Consider the following 23,139-nt stretch of genomic DNA (forward strand, 5'->3'; position numbering starts at 1 on the left):
TCAAAGTCTTTCTTTATATTGATTTGAGGCTCTTTTTTCGGTGTTTTTTGTCTAAGTCCCATTAGGGATTGAAACATATTTTTTTGTAATTTTAATATGGAAATTTTGGATTACAATTGATTAAAATTCTTATTAGGAATTAAAATAATATTATTTATCTAAAGTTAATCGCTTTCCTGCTGATTTTTAACCAAAAAAAGGTGGGCAAGCAGCCCACCCTAGACCATTATTTACTTAATACTACTTTATACAGATGCTTCTTCAGCAGTCTTACCAACCAACTTGGCAGCATTTTCCTCGCTTTCGAGAATACCGAATTCAATCAACAACTCTTCTAGCTCTTCCATCTCGATAGGTGTGGGGATAGACAGGTTTGTGTTGTTGATGATCTTGTTAGCCAATGTCCGATATTCATTAGCTTGGTTGCTCTCAGGTGCATACTCGTTAACAGTCATCCGGCGCAATTCTGCGTGTTGAACGATGTTGTCACGAGGTACGTAGTGAATCATTTGGGTGTTCAACCGTTTTGCCAAGGTTTGGATTAGGTCGATTTCCCGGTCAGTATTACGGCTATTACAAATCAGACCACCCAAACGCACGCCACCTGTGTGAGCATATTTAAGAACACCACGAGCGATGTTGTTAGCAGCATACATCGCCATCATTTCACCTGATGTCACGATGTAGATTTCTTGTGCTTTACCTTCACGGATAGGCATAGCGAAACCACCGCACACAACGTCACCTAATACGTCGTAAGATACAAAGTCTAGGTCTTGGTAAGCACCGTTTTCTTCCAAGAAGTTGATGGCGGTGATAATCCCACGACCTGCACAACCTACACCGGGTTCTGGACCACCAGATTCTACGCAAAGAACGTCACGGAAACCCTTGAGCATCACTTCATGGAGTTCTATATCTTCTACTGCGCCACGTTCAGCAGCAAGGTGAAGAACGGTTGTTTGAGCCTTGCTATGTAGCATCAAACGGGTAGAGTCAGCTTTGGGGTCGCAACCAACAATAAGAATGCGTTGACCGATTTCAGCCATTGCTGCTAGGGTGTTTTGAGAGGTGGTAGATTTACCAATACCGCCTTTACCATAGAAAGCTATTTGTCTAATCTTTTCTTCAGTCATGGTTGTGTTTTCCTAAAATGATTTAGCTGATGGGTCGGAAGCTTGATCTGAAATATTCACCCTTGGTGCTGTTGGGAAGTAGAGCCTGTTGGCGTAGACGTGTAGCGACAAGTCGCTACACATCGCATCCTGATAAAAACATTTAAAATCAGAACATATTTACCCACGAAGCGTAGACGCAGAGCGACTTGTCCTAAGACATCGCTTAAGGGATAGAGAAATCTCTATTTCCTAATAACGAAGCCTTTAAAACTTTGACTTCAGCATTGTCAGTTGTTGTAACAGAATCCCAAATGGTTGCTCAAGCCTCAAGAGTGGTTGCAGCAGGAATTCAAATGAACGCAGATTTGTTCTCTGAACCACACAACCAACCAAATTGCAATCCACTCTTAAATGGTCGCTACAACTTCTCTGATTTTGCTGATGTCAAGTCGCCAAAAACTTGTGTAGCGCTTTTCGTTTCGTGATTGATGCAGCAGGATAAATTCTAGTCTAAAAGTGGTAGCTACAGGTGCAGTACTATAAAGTCTGCACAGGCAATCCCTAACACTCTGGCTTAGACAATATCTTAGTGACTTTTGACAGCATGGTTAAATTCCTGAAAATTCTGGAACAGTACCATTCTGCTTGAAGTTTTCCTTCCAAAAGTCAGCAACTGCTTCAACTTAGTTTGCGGTTGAAAATGTTTGCTCCCGCAAGATTGAGTTCGTAAATATTCTGTATTTCTATGGATTTGTCAGGCTGTACTAAGAGTCTTTCTTCCCAGACTCCAAGAGTAATTGCTTTTTGCGTGTAATGCTCTAGCTAGGTTAACCAACTCTTATTGGCTCATACCCAGATAAATTTGGATTGACTTCAAGTTGTTACAAAGGCTACTATCCTACTCAATCTAGTTTTAGATTTTTGTGAGAACAAAGATGTAGCGAATTGAAGTGGACTTACCAGAGCAAAAAAACTTTCTTGAGCTTGCCTCAAACTTGTCTTGAAGTCTTTTTGTGTTTTCACTTTTTTGATTCCTATAAAAACCATAACATACATCTCACTAATTTATTTGTCGAATTTCAAATTATTTATCTACTCGCCAGGAGATTATCCTTAGGATCTTTAATAGTCATAAGTTACACGCTCACAGGTTGCCAGTTAGTGAAATTATTTATCATAGCCAAGATGTACAGTTAGATACTTTTGGGTATTTTAGAAAAGTATTTAAAAGTAATGTTTTACAACCAAAACAAAATTTCCTATTTTTGCACTCAAAAATTTAGTCAATAAAGTAGATTAAATAACTCACACAATTTCATCTGATAATATCAAGTTGGCTTACCCCATTGGTGTCAACTTAAAGTGAATGCTAGTAAGCGAGAATGCTTTGAGACATTACCTCGTTTACCTCGTTCCCAGTCGGAAACTGGGAACGAGGTGAAAACAAGATATTAAACTTGTTTTACTCCTAACTCTGCCAATTTTAGATTTCTCTTCAATCCAAAATTCAAAATTCAAAATCTAAAATTGGATAACTTCTACCTTCTTCAAATAGTTCTTTGCCACACATGTCGCCCATTAAGCCCTTGCTTAATCCAACTCAGACATTCATATTCGGATTTGAATAATTTTGGAGCTGCAATATTATTCAATAACTCTGGTGGGTAATGGTCATAAAAACATTTGTCTCCTTCTTGGAAGATGATAATCAAATTGTTCCGATAAATGTAGCGAGACTTAAAACTATCCTCCCGATGAATAAACTCGGAATTTTGAGCAATATCAATATGTTCTTTAGCAATATCAATGATATTACTAACGCCACTTCCATAGATTCCGGCTGGGTTTTCTGCTTTATGAAATTGGCTTCTGTGTCCAATTTCAGATAGCAATTTATACGAATAAATCTCGTAATTATCAGCTTGCCCAAAAACAAATGGAATGATGAGATATCCTTTGTATGAGACTGAACTTTCATAAAGAAGACGATTCATCTCAAGCTCCTTTGATGTAACTGCTCTCAAAAAAATCGCTGAAATCATATACACATTAAAAATCAATGCTTTTCTGTTAGATATATTCATGCATTACTTAAACCCTGATCGCCATTTAAAAAATAGGGCTACTACCCCTTTTGTCAAGGAGAAAGTAGTATGAAGCTTAAACAGAAAAGTATCGCAAGACTAATTATCGCTCTTTTTTGAATTACTAAACATTAGATATCTTGTAAAAGTTAAAAAATTAGTAATTTCATTCTGTGGCACTATTCCCCTATTCGCTCTGTCCCTTGTGCCTTGGGGATAGAGTTCGCCCACCCAACCTTTATATGCCCAAACAGCACAACCGATAAAAAAGTTCATAGTGCTTAAAAGTGAATGACACTAATAAAAGCTCTAAGCTATGCAGGATAAGGGCTACAGATTTGAAAGCTATTGAACAGTGGAGAATGAGTCAGGCGATCGGTCTTGATGCACGGTCAGCGAAGCGATCGCAGTGCCTGTCAGAGATGGTGGAATTATATGTATGGATTGTCCAAAAATTTTTTGAAGGAAAGAAAAAGCGGTGTTGCATAAGTGAACGTTCGCGCAGCGTGTCGTTAGACAAGCGAAACTTGTTCAACCTGGGGAGTGTCAAGATTCCTGTTTTGTATGTTGACCCCAAGGTTCACGAGCGAAGATCCGATGTACCATCGGCTCAAAAAAAGTCAGCGGCAGAGTATCATAGTTTGGATCAAATGATTCTTGATCCCACTTATGGCAGAACTCAGTAGTGCAGTCAAAGTAAGGATGACCTCGAAACTTTTCTCTAGCATGGCGATCGCGTCCTATATGATGCCAGAAATAATAGCCTTGGAAAATCCCATGATGTTCAACTATCCAATGGGTAGCTGGACTTACATAAGGTTTGAGGATGGCTGCTGCTAGCTGGGCGTGATTTACGGGTGCTAGTAAATCTCCAATATCGTGAAGCAACGCAGCCACTACGACCTCTTCTTGTGCCTCATCCCGAAAAGCCCGTGTTGCCGTTTGTAGCGAATGCTGATAGCGATCAATCAGATTTCCTGGATAACTTTCTTGTAAGCCAACTAAAAGTGTCAGGGCGCGATCGGCAACCTGATTCAACAAAGGCTTAGAGTGTTCCTGTAACAGCAAATAATCCTCTTTTGTTCCATCTGCCATTCTTGTATAGGTGGCAATAGGTCTTTCTGTAGATGAGTTTGACATTAGATTCCTCCTGGTGTAAACTTCAAAATTCTTTGTTTATCAAATGTGAGTTTTTTTGCAACTTAGTACAGCATTTAATTAATTTGTAGCGAATTAAATTTGGCAATACCTTACAATTTCAATGCGTCTTGATGCAATGCCAATGCGTCCCTCTACAATGCCAATGCATCTTGATGCAATGCCAATGCGTCCCTCTACAATGCCAATGCATCTTGATGCAATGTTAATGCGTCCCTCTACAATGCCAATGTATTTTGATGCAATGCTAATGCGTCCCCCTGCATTAAAAACGCTACGCTTTTAATGCAAAAGTGTACTTAGTTAAGTGAGCTGGGTTAAATTTTCTTACATTACTCAACCTATAAACTAATGGTATGACAGTAAATAAGGCAATTGGCACATAGAGTGAAAGATAGTTACCCCAAATGACTTCAGTAGAGTAGCCTCACTCTGATTGGTATACCCGTCAAGAGGAGAAACAGAAAAGTTCATAAATCTAGGATTAGCTTTTTCAAGGTGACTTGTAAAATCTCTTATTTCTCTCTGCGCTCTTTGCGTCTGTGCACTTAAAAAGTCTTTTGTTTAACCACAGAGAACACAGAGTCAACAGGTTAAATAGGAGTTTGTTGAGCAAAATTTTTACCCACCTTGAAAGGGCTAGTTCTAAATCTGTTCCCTATCATCTGTTACCTATTCCCTTACTTCTTCCCCAGTACCAGATATTGCTATGGGCGACTGGCAGAGGCGGTTGGGTACTGATGTCCTAAGATGGGATGGGGTGTGTAAGGTTCTTCAAGGAATTTGCGCTCTTCATCAGAAAGCTTCAAATCCACAGCCTCCACTGCTTCTTTGAGATGCTCTATCTTACTAGCACCAACAATCGGAGCCGTGACACCCGGTTGATGCAACAACCAAGCCAAGGCAATTTGTGTTGGTTTAACACCGCGTTTTTGGGCTAACTCTACGACGCGATCGACTATTTGGAAATCCGAATCTTGATAGTAGAGATTGTGAGCAAATTCATCGGTTTTAGCGCGCACAGTTTCCCCATAGCTTTGCTTGCTGCGATTTCCCGCTAGAAAGCCTCGTGCCAGTGGACTCCAGGGAATGATCCCAATTCCTTGATCTAGAGATAAAGGTATCACCTCTCTCTCTTCTTCTCGATAAACTAAGTTGTAGTGATTTTGAATAGATATAAAGCGAGTCCAGCCGTGTTTGTCAGCCGTGTAAAGGGCTTTGGCGAACTGCCATGCGTAAACACTTGAGATTCCCAAGTAACGAACTTTACCTGATTTGACTACATCATGCAGCGCCTCTAGGGTTTCCTCAATTGGTGTTTCGTAGTCCCAACGGTGAATTTGGTACAAATCGACGTAATCTGTTTGTAGCCGCCGCAATGAGGCATCAATGCCATCAAAAATATGTTTGCGAGACAGCCCTTGATCATTGGGCCCATCACCGATTTTATTGAAGATTTTGGTAGCAATGACAACTTGATCTCTTTTGGCAAAATCCTTAAGCGCCCGTCCCAAGATTTCTTCACTAACACCTAAGGAGTAAACATCGGCGGAATCAAAGAAGTTAATCCCCAATTCCAAAGCTAGTTTAATAAACGGGCGACTCTCTTCTTCTTCTAGTACCCATTCTCGCCATTTCCGAGAACCGTAGGTCATAGTACCCAGAGTAAGGCGTGATACTTTTAGTCCACTTTTTCCAAGATTTACGTATGTCGTCATACTGTTTGCTCTACTTTTTGATAATGTTGTGATAGTTCTAATGCAAGTTGAGAAGCTTGATGTGCTTCATCGATCTGTCCTAGCTGGCTGTAAGTATTAGCTAATTCCCGCTGAATCACTGGAATATTGCCACGGGCAGCATTGCGCTTTTCCAGGACATTCAAGGCTTTGTGATACTGCCGATCGCGAATCAGTGCATCAAGATAAATTTGCTCAAACAAATCTCGTTGAGCATGAGATCCACCCGTGGAGTATAAATCGGGTAACACTGGCTCTAGTTGAGCGATCGCCCTCTCCCAATCTCCACGAGCATGAGCAATCATCCCCCTAGCAGCTGGTACTCCTACCTCTAGCCAAGTACGCCGCAGGTAGGGTAAGACTTTCTCTGCATGAGTTTGCATACTCTCTAACATCTGTGCCGCCCAATCATCCTTACCGCCCCGCACCAGTGCATAGATGTATTGTAAATCCAGGAAGGCGAGGACGTGTTCGTGTAGCCGTGGTTGCAGGTAAGCAGCAAGTTCCTGCCAGCGCGAACCGACATCTACACCGCGTAACTCTAGCCGCAACAATAATGCGATCGCATTAATCTGCTCGCGTCTATTGTCTTTTTCGGCACGTCCCCAAATGTTTCGGTCATAAATTTCTACTACCTTGGCAAAATTCTCTGCATCTAGGTAGTAAAGGGATGTGTGCCACCAAAGATGTCCGTAAAACACTGGGTTACCATATTCCCAGGTATCGCTGAGACTTTCCATTAAGGCGATCCCTTCATCTAAGCGCCCTTGAGTTTCTAACACATGAGCAAGGGCGTGGTGTGCCCAACGGTTATCTCGTTTCAGGGCGATCGCTTGCCTGGCATATGTTTCTGCTTCTGCTAAACGATGACACTCTTCTAGCCCGAAGGCCAACATCCCGTAGATATACGGGTTGTGACGATTAGCGGCGAAAACTTTTTCGGCAATTTGCAGCATCCCTTGACTGTTACCAGAATTTCTATAGTGGTATTGGGCAACATGCAACGAGGCTAAATCGCGGGGATAGCTATCAGCGATCACTTCATGGTGGGCGATCGCTTGGGCAATATCTCGGTTTGCCCATGCTTCAATTGCAGCAACATAAAGTTTTTCGCGATCATTAGCGTAGGTGAGGTTTACCTTTGCCGTATTTAGATAAGATGTCGCCTGAGTTAAGGCAACAGAACCACCAGCAAACAGATAAAAGGCGGCAGCTTGAGCATTGGCGATCACACAGGCTGGATCTGCCTCAACTGCTTTGAGAATAACTTGGGCATGGTTACCAACACCCAATAATTGATCGACAAAGCTATCGATGGCATTTACTGCTGCTGATGAGTCGGTAGTAATTTCGAGTTCAAATGCATCTTTTACCATTGGTTTCCCAGAGCATTGCACAGCTACAAGCATAACTTTGCAAAAGCTAGGCTATAAACTACTGTATCTCAATCGTGTTATTGGAGTTAATAATGATCTGATTAATAATTTCGTACAAATGCTCATGTGATAGCGGCTGTAAAACCTCAAGTTATCCTGATGGATGAGCCTTTTGCTACTTTGGATGCGCTGACGCGGACTCAACTGCAATACGAACTCAATACTATTTGGCAGAATACAGGGTTGACAATCATTCTAATCACCCATTCCATACAAGAAGCTGTTTACCTGGGACATTGAGTTTTAGTGATGACAGCAGTACCTGGAACTGTCAAAGAAATTGTTGATACCGCAGAGATTAATGACATCAACACTAAAAAGTTTGTCGAAGTCGCTGCCTATTTAGAAAGTTTACTCAGCAATGATTTTCGTCGTGAGGCTTTTCGAGTATGAAATTTGTAACTCGAACAACAGCAAATTCCGATAAATTTGAGAAGTTATATACTTCACTCAAAGCCAGTAGTACTTTCAGGCGTGGAGCAATTTTTTGCCGTCTATTGATTTTTTGGCAATTGTATGTCTGGGTTTCCCAAGTTTTCGCCTTACTCATTCCTGGCCCAATAGCAGTTCTAGAAGTACTGTGGCGCGACTTATTGAGTCAAAAACTAATGCAAGCAACACTCAGTACTTTATCGGTGTTATGTATTGGTATGGTCTTGGGTGTGATTCTGGGTACGGCTTTAGCAGCTTTCGCCAAAGTTTCTCGTTTTGGTCAAGATTTGCTAATTGTAATGAGTTCAATGCTGAATCCCTTACCTGCGATCGCTATTTTACCTCTAGTGATAATTTGGTTTGGGTTCACTTCTGTTTCTATGATCGTAGTTACTGCCCATGCTACAACTTGGCCTATTGCCTTGAATACAGAAATGGGACTCACTACCATCAACCCAATAGTTCTGATGGTGGGGAAAAACCTCGGTCTAGATGGTTTCAAACTGATTCGAGAAATTATGCTCTCTGCTGCATTGCCTCACATCTTAACAGGCTTGAGAACTGCTTGGGCTTTTGGTTGGCGCACTGTGATTGCATCTGAGTTAGTCTTTGGTTCAGGGGGTGCTACTAGCGGTTTGGGATGGCAGATTAATAACAGTCGCTACTTCCTCCAAACCGATCGCGTATTTGCCGGATTAGTGGTGATTGCAATTTTGGGTTTAGCTGTCGATTATATTTTTCGATTAATTGAAATCAAAACAGTGCAAAAATGGGGTATTAAACGTAGTTAAACTTGGGTTTGGATGAAGTATTAAAGGCAGTTTTTGTTGAAATGTCGAGTTGAGAGAATTAGGCGTAAGCGTAGCCCGCACAACTCTTGGAGACGCTGCGCGTAGCTTGCTTCCACGAAGTGGTACGACAAAGCTCAGTGACCATCGTAGACATCGCTTCCAGACAAGATCGAATCAAAGCGGATTTAGCCTTTACTTGACTGTGGAAGTAAGCCCAACTCTGCATAAATTGGATGCACTATCTTTCTGATTTGGGGCAGTTGTCTACTAAAAAAATATGCTCCTAAAATGCAACAAATTCCGCCAAATAATAAAGCATTGGTAACACCTAGATGACCTGCCAATGCCCCGAAAAATAAATTACCGAAAGGCAAGATTCCTAAAAAACCAGTTGTAAATAGACTAGTTACTCTACCTCTTTTATTTTCATCAAGAAGAATTGATTGCATAAAGTTATTTATTGAAGCTAGAGTTAAAGTATTATTCATACCTATAATAAACATGAATATTAAACAAATCTCTAAATTGGTTGACCGAGAAAAAACTATTAAACCTAAACCTAGAATTGCAGCAGAACTTGCTATAATTTTTCCCAATCCTATGACATTTTTTCTAGAAATCAGATAAATACCTGAAACTATAGAACCAAGTGCCGAAGCTGTCATCAAAAAGCCCATAGTTTCAGCGTTACCCTTGAGAACTTCTTGAGCAAAAATCGGCACTAAATTGACATGAGTCATTCCCATAAAACAGATAATGATTTGTAATATTAATAAATATTTAATTGGCAAAAATTCGTATGCGTAAACAAACCCTTCTTTGAGGTTTTCCCAAATTTGGTATTTTTGAGCCAAGGAATTATTTATAATTGGGTTTACTTTGACAGTTAAGATTGCAGATAGAAAAGGTAGATAACTAATACTATCTACTAAAAAACAAGAAGCTGTACCAGATCGAGCAATTAGTAAACCCCCAATCATCGGACTAACAAACTTCGCTGTATTAATCAAGAATGAATGGCAAGCCATCGCACTATAAGTATCTGATTTCTTATCCAAAAGTCTAGGAATAATTACCTGACGTGCTGGTAAATCGAAAGCTTTTACCGTTCCCTGAAGCGTACCGATGACAATAATCCATACAACATTGATGTTCCCACTAAGAGTTAAAAATGTTAGTGTTGAAGATAGCAGAATAGATACTAGCTGAGTAGTTAATAGGACATATCGTAAGTTCCAGCGATCTAGTAAGACTCCTATCAAAGGAGTAATAATCAAGCCCATAGCTTGATTTGTAAATCCAGCCACGCCAACTAATACAGCCGAATTAGTTATTTGATAAACTAGCCATACCAAAGCAATTTGAGTCATCCAAGATCCAAAAAAAGATAAGCTTTCTCCGATAACGAAGCAAGAAAAATTAACGGATTTTAACGCAGACGGAAGTTCAAAATAAACAAAGTTTAGCTTGCTTTTTTGGAAGTTTTCTTTATTACTTGGTATCATGAATATTTCCCTGTTTAAAAATTGTTGCAGCCCTTTTTTTTTAAAATAGACTTCACTTGAAAATATGAACTAGTGGTTTGTAATGAGTGATTTATCACTAAATTTCAAGGGCATAACTGAATGGCACTAAGATAAGTCCAAAGTCTTGCCTCGTTCCCAGCCTCCAAGCTGGGAAACTATTTTGGGAGGCTCCGCCTCCTTTTTCTTGACCAAAGGCAGAGGCTTGTGTAACCTTGTTCCCAGTCTGAAGACTGGGAACAAGGTTACACAAGCCTTTCAACTTTTCTTAGTGCCATTCGGCTATAGCTTAATGGCACTAAGTTAAGATACAGCCCTTGCCCTGACTGGTTAAGAGCCTTAAGGCTCTTAACCTATCTTGGGTGCACCCCACAGGAATACATTCCCAGTCTTAAGACTCTTAACGAGGCGACACAAGCCTTTGGGTTTTTCCTTTAACCCATTACGCTTGGAGAAGATAATTTGCACGGACGAGGACATTAGTAGAGACATTGCATTGCAACGTCTCTACTATTTTTTTGATGGAGTTTTAGCAGAGTTACATATTAACAGCCCTGAAAGAGTATTAGCAAAGCTTAATGTTTGTAACACAGAAAGTTTGTATGCTTAGTATTACAACAAAAAATACCGACAGTATGACTAGAATATGTATCATACCATGTCTAGTCGAATACTCACAATTCTTACAAATCAACCCTCAACCCCTACCGCCAAGCAGCAAAGGTTTGGGGTGGTTGATCCTCAATTAAGCACAGGTGAGATCATAGCCAAGCTCGGTCGTATTGAACAGGCCAGAGTTTATCGTGTCCTAACTGTTTGGCTGCCAGATGTGGCCAGTAAGGATTGCGGAGTAGTTCACGTCCTAACAGCACTATATCAGCTACTTCTGTGCGAATAATTTTGTCAGCTTGCTCAGGGGATGTAATTAAGCCCACGGCTCCTGTATGGATATTGGCTTCGCGGCGGATGCGTTCGGCAAACTCAGTCTGATAACCAGGTTTAATTGGTATATTGATGCCTGGTATAATACCGCCCGATGAAGTATCGATGAGATCAACTCCTAGAGACTTAAGTTTGTCACTTAAAGCGATACTTTGCTCGATGTCCCAACCCTTATCTACCCAATCGGTGGCAGAAATACGTACCCACAATGGATATGTCTCAGGCCAAACATCTCGGACTGCTTGAACAACTTCTCTAAGCAGACGAGTCCGGTTTTCAAAGCTGCCACCATAATCATCTTGCCGTTGGTTAGAAAGAGGTGAGAGAAACTGGTGTAGTAGATAACCGTGGGCAGCATGGATTTCAACTACCTTGAAACCAGCTTCCAGAGAACGTTTGGTAGCTTCGACAAAGGCTTCAATAACTTCTTGAATTCCCTGAAGACTTAGGGCTTCTGGAACTGGGCTATCTTTACTAAAGGCGATCGCACTACTCGAAACCAAGGGACGCCAACCTTCCTGAGATTCATCTAGCGCTTTTCCTCCCTTACTGGGTTTAGCAGTGCTGGCTTTTCTACCTGCATGAGCAAGTTGAATACCTGCAACAGCTCCAAAGTTATGAATCAATGCCACAGTTTTGGCTAAAGTTTCAATATGTGCATCTGACCAGATTCCCAAATCTTGGGGGCTAATGCGTCCGCTAGGTTCTACAGCTGCTGCTTCTGTTATCACTATACCTGCACCGCCAACTGCGCGAGAAGCTAGATGAATAACGTGCCAATCATTAGCATATCCATTTGTACTAGAATATTGACACATCGGTGAAACAGCGATGCGGTTGCGAAAGGTAACTTCACGAATCTTGAATGGTTCAAATAGGTGTGCCATTAATATTGATTCCTTCTCTTGTTAGGTGAAAGAAATTGGGGACGGATTTGCAGCATGAACTCGAATTTGCATTAAACAGCTGGAGATTTTCTGTTACATACACTGAAATGAACGATAAACGTGATAAACGCCACAGCCAACAAAAAGAATTCCAATGCACAAACGCCCTTCCATTGCCACAATCCCCACGTATAAGTACTAAGAAAAGAGCCGAGTGCGCCGCTAGTGTAGTTAGTGACCATGTACACCGTATTTAGACAGCTCTTAGCATTTGGAACTAAGTTGTAGACGCGGATTTGATTTGAAACGTAACCAGTGTGCATTCCCAAATCAAGAATAAGCACTCCTAATATATGACCCATTAAATGAGTTCCACCAGCTATCCAAAGGATGACAAAAGCTACTAGTCCGAAACTCGACACAGATAACCAAACGAGATTAAGAGATGTAGCCTCCACCACCAAAGCACAAGCCAGCAAACTTAGCATAGTGACAATTAACCACCTGCGTTCCATCCTGTCGCCCAAAGGAACTAACAACAGTAGCCCCACTGCATAGCCAGTTTAGGTAAGAGTGGGAATAAATCCCACCTGCTGGACAGAGATATTCAAGCTACCTCCCATATCAACCAGTAGTGGCTGATTATAGTAGACATTAGCCACTGCTAAACCACAAGCGATCGCTAAAGTTAAAACGGAACTTCGCTGCATCAGCGAATTTTTATCATTGGTCAAAATGTGCTGCACCTTATTATGCACCCAAATATGGAATAGTAGCTTAAATACTTGTTGAATGATTAGAGTCCTGATCAGGACTTAGATGAACAGGCTGATCATCAGACTTTTGGCTCTGCAATTCCCAGATATCGTCTTTTCCTAGTTCTTGATCCACTAATAACTGTAAATGATCTGGTAATTTAGTTGTTTGCCAAATTGACCAAATTTCTCCACAACATAATTCATTTTCAATTTTTCCGAAATACATGGCTTTATTCTCCAACTAATGTGACAATTTAAGTTTAGTAATTGGTAACTTAGGAAAGATGAAGTATAAAATTTTCATCTTTGATTCTTTCACCATCTTTAAAATACAGGTACTATTCGCCCCTGATACTGCTTGTTAATAAAATCTCTAACTTGTGGATCGTTAAGAAGTTTGTTTAGCTTCTGAATTTTTGGCTCATTTTCTCGACCCTGTAATGTGACTAATGCCAGGGCAGACTTTTTATCTTTAGCTGTCTCCTGTCCCATAGATTGCGATGTTATTCCTGCTAGAGCAACAATTTGAGCCGAGGAAACAATAAAGTCTACATCATTAATAGCTCGAACTACTTGGACTCTTTCTACTTCCTTGATTCGCAAGTTTTTAGAATTCTCGGCTATATCTCTTTGAGTTACAAATTATTTAGTATTTTCCTTAAGTTTTATTAAGCCATTATTTGCCACTAACCTCAGTCCTTAGTCATTATTTATTACATCATTGGCAATTGTGACAGTGACATTTTGAGGAACCTCATTCACAGATTTGAGGCTTTTTAAGAAAAGACGGAGTGTGCTTAAAGAAACTAGATTTAATGGGACTAAATTGATTAGGACTTACGCAAAAAACCTCTCAAACTCTTATTCCTCCGTGTCGCGCCAGTTGCTTCTCCTAAGGGAGACGCGCAAGGGACAAGCCGGAGAACCCAAGGGCGTACTGGCTTCTCTGCGTCCTCTGTGGTAGCCTGCGGCAAGCCGCTTTGCGTCTACGATTTTCCGTTACCTGTGCGTAAGTCCTGTTGATTTTGAGTTCCTTGAGAGCATTATTCATCAAAGGTCGATGTTGAAAAAAATTGGCATCGATTACTTTGTCTCTTAAAACTATATTCGGTTGTATCCAGTCATTAAAGAATCGTTGGTAGCCGTATTGAATTGCTAAATTACCTAAGCCGTCGCCACCAACGGCCCCAGCCATTGCTGAAGAGTTCAGTAGACTGACGACGAGAATTGTCATACTCAACAGCAGGGATGGGAAAGCCTCTGGAATCAATACTTTGAGGACGATTTGCCAATGGTTGCAACCCATTGCTTGGGCGGCTTTTATTAGTCCTTTATCAACTTCCAGAATGCTGGTTTGAGCGATGCGGCCAAAAAATCGGATGGCGGCGAGAGTTAGGGGAACCAGCGCGGCTGTGCTACCGATGGAAGTACCGACGATCGCCCGCGTCAGTGGTGTCAAGACGACTAGCAAAGTAATAAAGGGAAATGATCGCCCTGTATTGATGATCGCACACAACACTTTATGCACCTGTGGAAAATCTAGCAGGTTCCCTGTCCCTGTCATCACTAAGATTAAGCCCAAAGGCAAACCTAAAAGTATAGCTACTACCGCTGATATACTTTCGATGTAAAAAGTGTTACCAGTAGCCAGCCAGAAACTTTGCAGTAATTCTTGCCCTTGCATCAATGCACCTCCACTTCCTACTCTGATTCGGGTAAATATTTCAAGGCTTAGGTTACTTTTGATTCTTCTAGTTCGATGTGAAACTGACCAACGCGGCTATCTATGGGCTTTTCTAATTGAGTAACACTACCAATTAAGGTACTTTTTCTGTACGCTTTGTCATAAAACACTAAAAATCTCACTTGGTTTAAAAAGCTGCCATACCACTGTTACCTGCTATTAGATAATTTAATTGCATATTACGGTAATTTTATAGATTTAACGTAGTATTGACTATAAGATTTGCATAGATGAAGATAAAAAACAAGGGTAGAGGCATACAGTTCCAAGCCTCTACAGCCAATTTATGTGGGAGAACGGGTTGCCGTAAAGCCTGCAACAAAGGGCTATCGGGATAATCTGCTGGACTAGTGATCGCAGCACCTGTTTTAAGAAAAGTAGTGTCAATTGCAGTCATAGTTTGGTCTAATCTTTGATTTAAATTTGGTAATTGACTCTTTCCATCAACAAATAATTACAAATTACGAATTACGAATTACGGATTGTTAATGCACTTCCACTTTAAACTCTGATTCGTGTAAATATTTCAAGGCTTGAGTCACCTTTGCTGCCTCTAGTTCGATCTGAAACTGACCAGGCGATCGCCTACGGTTTCGATACTACCGCTGAGGATATTAATATCAACATCAAAACGACGTGCTAAAGTGGCGAAAATCGGCTGACTTGCTTGTTCTCCGGCAAAGGCGATCATTGCTAGCACTATGCCAGGACGTGCTATATGTTCATTCCGACGCGGGAAAACTTCTTGGTTGGGCAAGAAGTGATTCTGGCTTGGCGATTAAATCGCTGACTCGCCGCTATTCTACAACCTTGCCAGCATTGAGTACGGCTACACTGTCGCAGATTTGCTTAACTACGCCCATTCATGGGTAATCAGCAAAATTGTTAGCCCCATGCGCTTGTTGAGATCGCGCAATAGTTCCAAAATTGATCGCGTCGTCTGAGGATCAAGTGCTGAAGTCGTTTTTCCGAATCTCCGTAGACTTACAGTATGGACATTGCACAGTAGATGACCTCAATTCATCCCTCTATTATGCAACGCCAACAAAGCCAATGATTGGGCGATCGCGAATCCAGACGCCTATGCTCAGGTTTACACGAAACTGTCGCGCTTGCCACTGAATACCTCCAAATCCATTACCCAGCGCGGAGCGCGAGAGCTACGCCCGGTCAGCGATGACGATATCCGCGCATTGCAAACCGTAGCTGATTGTTCCTACCAGGATGAAATCCTGCCTACACGGATCGAGGTGCGTTCCATCGCCAACCAAAGTATCTGGACGAAATGACGCCATTTAGTCAAATATCGTACTCAGGCATCCAGTAATATTCCACATTAGGTTGACCGTTGATTTCGTTTCTTGACAGTTTGCCCACTTTGAAACCGTGTCGTTCGTAAAAAACACAAGCTTTTATATTCGCTTGTAATGTGTGAAGCCTTATACCTTGGGGACAAATTGCTTTAGCTTTATCAAGTAATACTGAACCGATACCCTGATTTTGGTATGTCGTATCTACAAACAGCTGGCTTAACCATTGTTCCTCTTTGATGACTATAACAAAACCTACAATTTGATTTTCAACTTCAGCCAGCCAAATATCCCCGTGTGCAGCGAGGTGATCACGAAATCGAGCTTTCCATACGGAATATGGGTATGGGTGTTTAATGTGAGAAAATGTTTCATGCCAAGTTCGATACCATAGCCGAACGGTATCTTCTAAATTATTTAATTGATAGGGACGAATCCTTACCACGATATGGCAAGTTATTTTTAAAGTACTACTTTAATGTTTGTAGATTGTTTAATTACACTGATTTCAATCAGGATGGTTTATATGCGATCGCCATTCAAGACTGGATGAAGGGCAGTTGCTGGTGCTCTACAACCAATGATCACCTTATTAACAAAACTACCATTCGGCTATGTAGCTTCTCATGTAGCTAACTGAGTTAAAAGTCATGAACGTGTGATCATTTATTCATCTACATAGCACGGCTTTTTGCGAAATTATAGATAGCAAGGGCTATGGCTACAATTAACACTATATGAATTAAATTTCCAGCGATATGAAGTGCGAGTCCTAATGCCCAAAAAGCAAATAGTAGAACTACAATTCCCCAAAGTATACCCAACATATTTTTGCTCTGAGTCAGGTGATTTTTTCTAACTCAGACATTTTAACGGTTACCTCAGTTAAATTCTATTTATCCTAAGACAGATATCCGAATTCAAATCATCTTCCGTTGGAAATAAATAAATTAAAAATCAGACAGCTTTTGAATGAGCGCTTACACGGGCAACCAGCACTTTATCAACTCGGTTCCCATCCATATCAATTACTTCAAAACGTAGTCCCGCCCACTCAAAATATTCAGCACTAGAAGGAATATGTCCAAGCTGGTTCACAATAAAACCCCCTAAAGTTTGATAGTTGATTCCTGCCTGTGGTGGTAACTTTTTGATGTTGAGAATTTCTTTCAACTCGTCAATGGGCAATAGTCCATCTAACAACCAAGATCCATCCTCGCGTTGCACAATCTCAGGGTCGGTTAGCTCTTCACTCGAGGGGATATCACCTACAATCGCTTCTATAATGTCAGTGAGTGTAACCAAACCTTGTGTCACACCATACTCATCCACGATTAAGGCAATGTGAGTCCCAGATTTCTTAAATAAATCCAGGAGTTTCAAAGCATTCATGCTTTCTGGCACATACAAGAGTGGTTTTAATAAGGCTTGCAATTCAATCGGTTGAGTTGGATTATGGGCTAAAAATTCTTTGGTTTGTACAACACCTAATAAATTATCAACGCTATCCTGTCCAACAGGAAAGAAATAATGCATACTTTTGATGACTTGATGGCGGATTATTTCAAGTGGCTGATCAATGTTAAGCCATTCCATCTCTGTACGTGGTGTCATAAACGCACTAACTCGTCGATCGCCAATACTAAACACTCGCTCCACTACATCTTGTTCGGCTGACCCCAATAAACCTGCTTCATGACTAGCTGCGACTAAAAGTTTCAATTCTTCAGTAGAATGAAATAATTGTTCGGCATTTCCTGGTTGCAAGCCGATAAGTTTGAGAACGAAATTTCCGATATTATTCAAACCCTCGACAGCTGGGCGAAATATAGCTAAGTACAGTTCTAACAGATTAATCACAGCGAAGGCAGTGCCTTCTGTACGTTGAAGTGCCAGACTCTTAGGAGCTAATTCTCCCAAGACGATATGGAGACAGGTAATGATTATGAATGCTACAATTACTGATAGGGTATGGGCGCTCAACAAGGCCAAGGATTGCGGCAGCCAGTGGAAAGCAGGCTCAACGAGTACAGCTAGTGCTGGTTCTCCAATCCAACCTAAGCCCAGAGAAGACATAGTAACGCCAAGTTGAGTTGCTGCTAGATAAGAGTCTAAGTTGTTGACTGCACGTTGTAAAGCCTTTGCCTGAGGATGTTCTTCAGCAACTAGCTCCTCGACACGACTACGACGTAAAACGACTAAGGCAAATTCTGCTGCTACAAAAAAGCCGTTGGCTAGTACCAAGAAAATTAGGGCTAGTAACTTGCTTGCTGTAAGCAAATTAAGTTGGCTGTTCATAATAATTTCAAGTTCTGTTGACAGACTATTAAATATATTTAACTCTAATTAATTAGATTGAGCGTGGCAAAGTAGATGTAATGAGTAAGTGCAATGCCTTTACTACTTGCCACCGTCAATCGCCACTCATGCTTTAGTTTAATAGTTATCACTCCTAGTGTCATACAACCACCTAGCAACATTCGTTTCAATATACCTTTTTATTAGTATTAACAGATACATTAAGCAAAAATACTATGTAAGTCAATCCAAAAATTGAGATGAAAGATGCACAAAAGATGTTTTAAGTAAATCTACATGTTGACTGAGATAAATTACGTCATTTTGGTAGATGTAGGTGTCTGCTATTTTTGATAAAACTATTTAGAGAAATATTTGGCAAATAAACTTGTTAGCTAATTTATGAGTCAAATAGTAAGAACGGCGTTCTCAGTGTTGATATTGTCAATTGACAATACCAAAAATTATTTTATAGCTGGAAATGAAAACCAATCCTATGCTTGTCATCTGCTTATAAGACTTTTTAATTATAAAAGCTCTATGCTAAGATTTCCTTAATTCAAATTTGTTAGCTTTCATGTTGAAATTAACTTACATAAATTACTATTCAACACATCTTCAAGTTTGTTAGTAACAGTAAAATTAGCTTTTGGTATTTCACTTATGTATGTATCTGTATGGCCTGGAAATGTATATCCCTTGGGTGCTAGTTGGGATGGGAAGGGCACAAACTTTGCTTTATTTTCCGAAAATGCAACAGGTGTAGAACTTTGTTTGTTTGATGCTGATAATCAGGAAATTCGCTTACCTTTAACAGAAAAAAATAATTTTGTTTGGCACGCTTATCTACCAGGAGTGGGGCCTGGACAACGCTATGGGTTTAGAGTCCATGGCCATTGGGCCCCAGAAGCTGGTCATCGATTTAACCCTAATAAACTACTAATTGATCCCTATGCCAAGGCAATTGATGGGGAAATTAACGAGAGTTCAGCTATTTTTGGCTACCCTTTAGATGCACCAGAAGAAGACCTAGCTTTTTCCGATTTAGATAATGCCCAAATTATGCCAAAGTGTGTTGTTGTTGATCAGTCCTTTGATTGGGGAGACGACAAACCACTTGGTAGACCGTGGCACGAAACTATTATTTATGAGACTCACGTTAAAGGTTTTACTAAGCTACACCCAGAAATTCCAGAAGAATTACGTGGTACTTATGCAGGGCTAGGACATCCAGCAGCAATTCAATATCTCCAACAACTAGGAATCACATCTGTGGAATTGATGCCTGTACATCACTTTTTATCTTCTCCAGGATTTCTGGTGAATAAAGGACTCAAAAACTATTGGGGTTACGATTCCATTAATTATTTCACACCCTACTCCGGTTACAGTGCTAGTGGCTCACTCGGACAACAAGTGACCGAGTTTAAGCAGATGGTCAAGGACTTACACTTTGCTGGCATTGAAGTAATTTTAGATGTAGTTTATAACCACACTGGCGAAGGCAATCATTTAGGGCCAACATTGTCGCTGCGAGGCATCGATAATAGTGTGTACTACCGCTTGATCAAAGATAACTCTCGTTACCACATGGACTTCACAGGTTGCGGCAACTCTCTGAATGTGCGTCATGCCCAAGTTCTGAAGTTAATCATGGATAGTCTGCGCTATTGGGTAACAGAAATGCATGTTGATGGTTTTCGCTTTGATTTAGCTTCAGCATTAGCGCGAGAACTATATGAAGTAGATAATCTCGCAGCTTTTTTTGATATTATTCATCAAGATCCAGTTCTGGCAGATGTGAAGCTGATTGCTGAACCTTGGGATTTAGGAGAAGGCGGTTATCAAGTTGGCAATTTTCCTTTACGTTGGTCTGAATGGAATGGCAGGTATCGTGATACTGTACGGGATTTTTGGCGTGGTGAGGATGATAGCCTCGGACAATTTGCTTACTGTTTTACTGGTAGCCCTGATCTTTACCAAGCAAACGGGCGCAATCCCAGTGCCAGTATTAATTTCATCACTGCTCATGATGGCTTCACGCTCAATGATTTGGTCAGTTACAACCAAAAGGATAATCAGGCCAACGGCGAAGATAACCGGGATGGGGAAAGCCATAACCGATCTTGGAATTGCGGTGTAGAAGGAGAAACCCTTGAGCCAGACGTGATCCGCTTACGGGAACGTCAGCGACGCAACTTTTTAGCAACTTTAATGCTATCTCAAGGCATACCCATGCTACTAGGAGGAGATGAAATTGGTTTTAGTCAGAAGGGTAACAACAATGTCTACTGCCAAGATAATGAACTTTCCTGGCGTGATTGGAGTTTACAAAAGTCTAATACTGAACTATTAGACTTTACCCGTCAACTGATTAATTTTCGTCATCAGCATCCAGCATTTCGACGGCGTAAGTGGTTTCAAGGCCGTCCGATTCACGGTTTGGGTATTAGTGATATTGGTTGGTTTAATGCCGATGGTAGTGAAATGACCCAAAAGCAGTGGCTAGTTAGTTATGCCAAAGCTATGGAAATCTTCTTGAATGGCGAGGGCATTGTTACTCCTGGGGCCCGCGGTGAACGTATTATTGATGAGAGCTTTCTGCTATTTTTTAATGCTCATTACGAAACGATTGAGTTTGCCTTACCCAATGTTTTCCAGGACAGGGAATGGGAAATAGTTATTGATACCAACGAATCTCGCTTTCTTAACTCAGGAAAATTGATTATGGGTGAGCAAACTGTGCCAGTTACAGACCGCTCTCTGATGCTGTTACGTCGTCTTTCTTAGTAGCATAAAATCTCAGGATTTATAGTGGTTCTCAGTTGGGCCCAATATAGTAGCAATCTGATTTGATTGTGTGAAAAAATATAACTATATATGTAGGGTGCGTTATGGAGATTAGTCCAAACGCACTAAAACTTTCGGACGGTGCTTTATACCATTTTGGCTTAGGTAGCTTGGATTTCTCCACCTTGGGATTTTGACAGCGCCTGTAGTTCTTCCCAAGTGTAGTGACGGGGTAGTTCAATTGGTTTGTGATCGGCTCCTAATCGCAATCCAATTATCGGCTGGAGTTCTTCAATCAAATCCTCAGTGTACGCTACTAGCTGATTACCTGCAACGCCACCGGCGATCGCTCCTGCAACCCCACCGATCGCAGCACCGAGTTTACCCGCAATTGAGCGGCCCAGTGCGGCTCCTGCTACGCCACCTCCCACAGCCCCTAAACTTGTAGCTATAGAATGAGAATCCGTTGCATCTGAGCCAATTTGTTGAGATTCAATCTGCGGTTGGTCTTGTTGTTTAATTTGCTGTTCATCGTTTGTCATAATGTTCCTCCTTTTGATTTCAAGCGTTCAGCTATGCGGTCGCCAACCCGCAATGCATTCGCCATAATTGTTAATGTTGGGTTAGCACCTGAATTTGACGGAAAGAAACTACTATCAACCACATAGAGATTATCGACATCATGGGTACGGCAATTGATGTCAAGGACTGAGGTTTTAGGATCTGTGCCAAATCGACAAGTACCGCATTGATGGGCAACTGCTTGTTCTGGTATAGTAGTGCGGGGATAAATACTAAATGGTAGGACGTGTTTAGCAGAGTTAGGAATTGACTTGAGTACAGATGTCCAACGATGAATTAAGCGATCGCCTGCTTCGGTATTGTTCAGTGTATAGTCAATATAAGTTTTGTCACCCACTAGCCGAATCCGATTATTCGGGTCTGGTAAATCTTCTGTTTGCAACCACCAGCCCACTGATCTTTCAGCAAGCAAATGGCGCTCATACTCAGGAATCAGTTTAATAAACGGAGCCATGAGCGGCGGAGCCTCGGCGGGAATCATATCAGCTAGGACATTGCCAGTATTTTGCACCATTCCCATTGGATAAGGAAAATCTGGCTCTCCCCAATAAAAATCGTTGACAGCGATTGTTTTTTGAAAGTTGGCGCGATTTACATTTAGATGTATGGAAACGATCGCAGTTTCCAACTGTTTCATATAATTCCGCCCCACTTGATCGGAACTGTTTGCCAATCCATTGGGATGTTTGTCATTAGCAGACTTTAAAAGCAACAGAGCCGAGTTGATAGAGCCACAGGCAACAACTACAATATCACCTGCAAACCAATGTGACTCTCCGGCAATTTCAGTTTCTACACTCGTAACCTCTCGCCCCGACTCACTGGTATGCAGCCGTAAGACTTTGGCATTAGTTAAAAGGGTGAAATTAGCATACATTTCGCGGCTGGGACGAATGGCGTTAACATCGGCATCGGCTTTTGCACCTACCAGACAGGGGTATCCATCAAAGGTATCGCAGCGAATACAGGGACTTTTAGTGCGATCGCTTTCATTGAGTTTTAATCCCAGTGGTAGATGAAATGGGTAGTAACCTAGTCCGCGGATGCCATCAGCCAATTCCTGCATATCCGGCTCATGACTCACTGGCTCATAGGGATATGGTTCGCTGCGAGGTGGTTCAGTTGGGTCTTCCCCTTGCTTGCCATGCACATCATACAGCTTTTCTGCCTGGGTGTAGTACGGCTCAAAGTTTGAGTACTTGAGTGGCCATTCTGGAGAAATTCCTCCCTTGTGAATTACCCTTTCAAAATCTCGCTCGCGTAATCTAATCAAGGCTGCACCGTAGAGTTTGGTATTGCCGCCAACCCAGTAGCCTGTCTGCGGTTTAAAGGTTTTGCCTTCCTTGTTATACCATTCCTCATCTGCGTGGTAGCGATGTTTTTGATAAACTTCCCCTGGACTCCAGTTAGCTTTCTCTCTCGGTAAAAAGTCGCCTCGTTCCAGCACTAGAATTTTTTTACCTGTGGGTGCGAGGCGGTGAGCCAGTGTCCCTCCACCGGCTCCCGTACCGATGATGATGATGTCGTAGTGTTCAGTGATGTTTGTCATA

General features: G+C 41.4%; 23 protein-coding genes and 1 pseudogene. 4 read left to right on the forward strand and 20 right to left on the reverse strand.

Going from position 1 to position 23,139, the window contains the following annotated elements:
- Positions 1-245 precede the first annotated feature (245 nt).
- From nifH to V7K40_RS13260, 6 genes are all read right to left on the reverse strand, one after another.
- Entirely contained in the window at positions 246-1,136 is an 891-nt protein-coding gene (gene nifH / locus V7K40_RS13235; RefSeq protein WP_334960211.1) for a nitrogenase iron protein, read from the reverse strand.
- Positions 1,137-2,665: 1,529 nt separating this feature from the next.
- Positions 2,666-3,112: a hypothetical protein gene (locus V7K40_RS13240; RefSeq protein ID WP_334960301.1), complete on the reverse strand. Its 447-nt coding sequence runs from the start codon at positions 3,110-3,112 to the stop codon at positions 2,666-2,668.
- Between the two features lie 457 nt (positions 3,113-3,569).
- A complete protein-coding gene (locus tag V7K40_RS13245) occupies positions 3,570-3,722 on the reverse strand; it encodes a hypothetical protein (protein ID WP_334960213.1) in 153 nt (50 codons plus the stop codon).
- Positions 3,723-3,748: 26 nt separating this feature from the next.
- A complete protein-coding gene (locus tag V7K40_RS13250) occupies positions 3,749-4,342 on the reverse strand; it encodes an HD domain-containing protein (RefSeq protein WP_334960215.1) in 594 nt (197 codons plus the stop codon).
- 725 nt (positions 4,343-5,067) lie between these two features.
- Entirely contained in the window at positions 5,068-6,078 is a 1,011-nt protein-coding gene (locus V7K40_RS13255; RefSeq protein ID WP_334960217.1) for an aldo/keto reductase, read from the reverse strand.
- Positions 6,075-7,472 (reverse strand): tetratricopeptide repeat protein, encoded by a 1,398-nt coding sequence (locus V7K40_RS13260; protein ID WP_334960219.1) that lies wholly within the window; start codon positions 7,470-7,472, stop codon positions 6,075-6,077. The genes V7K40_RS13255 and V7K40_RS13260 overlap by 4 nt, the downstream gene beginning before the upstream one ends.
- 126 nt (positions 7,473-7,598) lie before the next feature.
- On the opposite strand from V7K40_RS13260, the gene V7K40_RS13265 reads away from it, so the two are divergent.
- From V7K40_RS13265 to V7K40_RS13275, 3 genes are read left to right on the forward strand one after another with little or no spacing between them, the layout of a single operon-like run.
- Entirely contained in the window at positions 7,599-7,772 is a 174-nt protein-coding gene (locus V7K40_RS13265) for a hypothetical protein (protein ID WP_334960221.1), read from the forward strand.
- A gap of 9 nt (positions 7,773-7,781) precedes the next feature.
- Entirely contained in the window at positions 7,782-7,925 is a 144-nt protein-coding gene (locus tag V7K40_RS13270; protein ID WP_334960223.1) for a hypothetical protein, read from the forward strand.
- Positions 7,922-8,755, forward strand: coding sequence for an ABC transporter permease (locus V7K40_RS13275; protein WP_334960225.1), 834 nt, complete (start codon positions 7,922-7,924; stop codon positions 8,753-8,755). Before V7K40_RS13270 ends, V7K40_RS13275 begins: the two co-directional genes overlap by 4 nt.
- A 185-nt stretch (positions 8,756-8,940) precedes the next feature.
- Here V7K40_RS13275 and V7K40_RS13280 read toward each other — a convergent pair whose 3' ends face one another.
- From V7K40_RS13280 to V7K40_RS13335, 12 genes and pseudogenes are all read right to left on the reverse strand, one after another.
- Positions 8,941-10,260 carry an MFS transporter gene (locus V7K40_RS13280; protein ID WP_334960227.1) on the reverse strand — a complete coding sequence of 440 codons (1,320 nt, stop codon included), beginning with the start codon at positions 10,258-10,260 and terminating at the stop codon, positions 8,941-8,943.
- Positions 10,261-11,039: 779 nt separating this feature from the next.
- Entirely contained in the window at positions 11,040-12,107 is a 1,068-nt protein-coding gene (gene namA, locus V7K40_RS13285; protein WP_334960229.1) for an NADPH dehydrogenase NamA, read from the reverse strand.
- A gap of 71 nt (positions 12,108-12,178) precedes the next feature.
- Positions 12,179-12,622: a hypothetical protein gene (locus V7K40_RS13290; protein ID WP_334960232.1), complete on the reverse strand. Its 444-nt coding sequence runs from the start codon at positions 12,620-12,622 to the stop codon at positions 12,179-12,181.
- Positions 12,623-12,670: 48 nt separating this feature from the next.
- Positions 12,671-12,841 (reverse strand): hypothetical protein, encoded by a 171-nt coding sequence (locus tag V7K40_RS13295; protein WP_334960234.1) that lies wholly within the window; start codon positions 12,839-12,841, stop codon positions 12,671-12,673.
- A gap of 43 nt (positions 12,842-12,884) precedes the next feature.
- Positions 12,885-13,091 (reverse strand): hypothetical protein, encoded by a 207-nt coding sequence (locus V7K40_RS13300; protein ID WP_334960236.1) that lies wholly within the window; start codon positions 13,089-13,091, stop codon positions 12,885-12,887.
- Between the two features lie 98 nt (positions 13,092-13,189).
- Positions 13,190-13,492: pseudogene (locus V7K40_RS13305) on the reverse strand (MetQ/NlpA family ABC transporter substrate-binding protein); the annotation flags it as partial.
- A 265-nt stretch (positions 13,493-13,757) separates the two neighbouring features.
- Positions 13,758-14,549 carry a MetQ/NlpA family ABC transporter substrate-binding protein gene (locus V7K40_RS13310; protein WP_334960238.1) on the reverse strand — a complete coding sequence of 264 codons (792 nt, stop codon included), beginning with the start codon at positions 14,547-14,549 and terminating at the stop codon, positions 13,758-13,760.
- 250 nt (positions 14,550-14,799) lie between these two features.
- The gene (locus tag V7K40_RS13315) at positions 14,800-15,006 is read right to left on the reverse strand and encodes a hypothetical protein (protein WP_334960240.1); all 207 of its coding nucleotides are present in this window, start codon (positions 15,004-15,006) and stop codon (positions 14,800-14,802) included.
- Positions 15,007-15,162: 156 nt separating this feature from the next.
- A complete protein-coding gene (locus V7K40_RS13320) occupies positions 15,163-15,366 on the reverse strand; it encodes an NIL domain-containing protein (protein WP_334960242.1) in 204 nt (67 codons plus the stop codon).
- A gap of 542 nt (positions 15,367-15,908) precedes the next feature.
- Positions 15,909-16,364 (reverse strand): GNAT family N-acetyltransferase, encoded by a 456-nt coding sequence (locus V7K40_RS13325; RefSeq protein WP_334960244.1) that lies wholly within the window; start codon positions 16,362-16,364, stop codon positions 15,909-15,911.
- 229 nt (positions 16,365-16,593) lie between these two features.
- Positions 16,594-16,746 carry a lmo0937 family membrane protein gene (locus V7K40_RS13330; RefSeq protein ID WP_334960246.1) on the reverse strand — a complete coding sequence of 51 codons (153 nt, stop codon included), beginning with the start codon at positions 16,744-16,746 and terminating at the stop codon, positions 16,594-16,596.
- Between the two features lie 130 nt (positions 16,747-16,876).
- Positions 16,877-18,217, reverse strand: coding sequence for a hemolysin family protein (locus V7K40_RS13335; protein WP_334960248.1), 1,341 nt, complete (start codon positions 18,215-18,217; stop codon positions 16,877-16,879).
- A 663-nt stretch (positions 18,218-18,880) separates the two neighbouring features.
- On the opposite strand from V7K40_RS13335, the gene glgX reads away from it, so the two are divergent.
- Positions 18,881-21,007, forward strand: a complete 2,127-nt coding sequence (gene glgX, locus V7K40_RS13340) for a glycogen debranching protein GlgX (protein ID WP_334960250.1) — start codon at positions 18,881-18,883, stop codon at positions 21,005-21,007.
- A gap of 161 nt (positions 21,008-21,168) precedes the next feature.
- On the opposite strand, the gene V7K40_RS13345 is transcribed toward glgX, so the two are convergent.
- Complete coding sequence (locus V7K40_RS13345) at positions 21,169-21,549, reverse strand: hypothetical protein (protein WP_334960252.1); 381 nt, start codon at positions 21,547-21,549, stop codon at positions 21,169-21,171.
- Entirely contained in the window at positions 21,546-23,138 is a 1,593-nt protein-coding gene (locus V7K40_RS13350; RefSeq protein ID WP_334960254.1) for a GMC family oxidoreductase, read from the reverse strand. The genes V7K40_RS13345 and V7K40_RS13350 overlap by 4 nt, the downstream gene beginning before the upstream one ends.
- Position 23,139 lies beyond the last annotated feature (1 nt).

Origin of the sequence: Nostoc sp. (genome assembly GCF_036917195.1) — a bacterium.
Taxonomy (GTDB): Bacteria; Cyanobacteriota; Cyanobacteriia; order Cyanobacteriales; family Nostocaceae; genus Nostoc.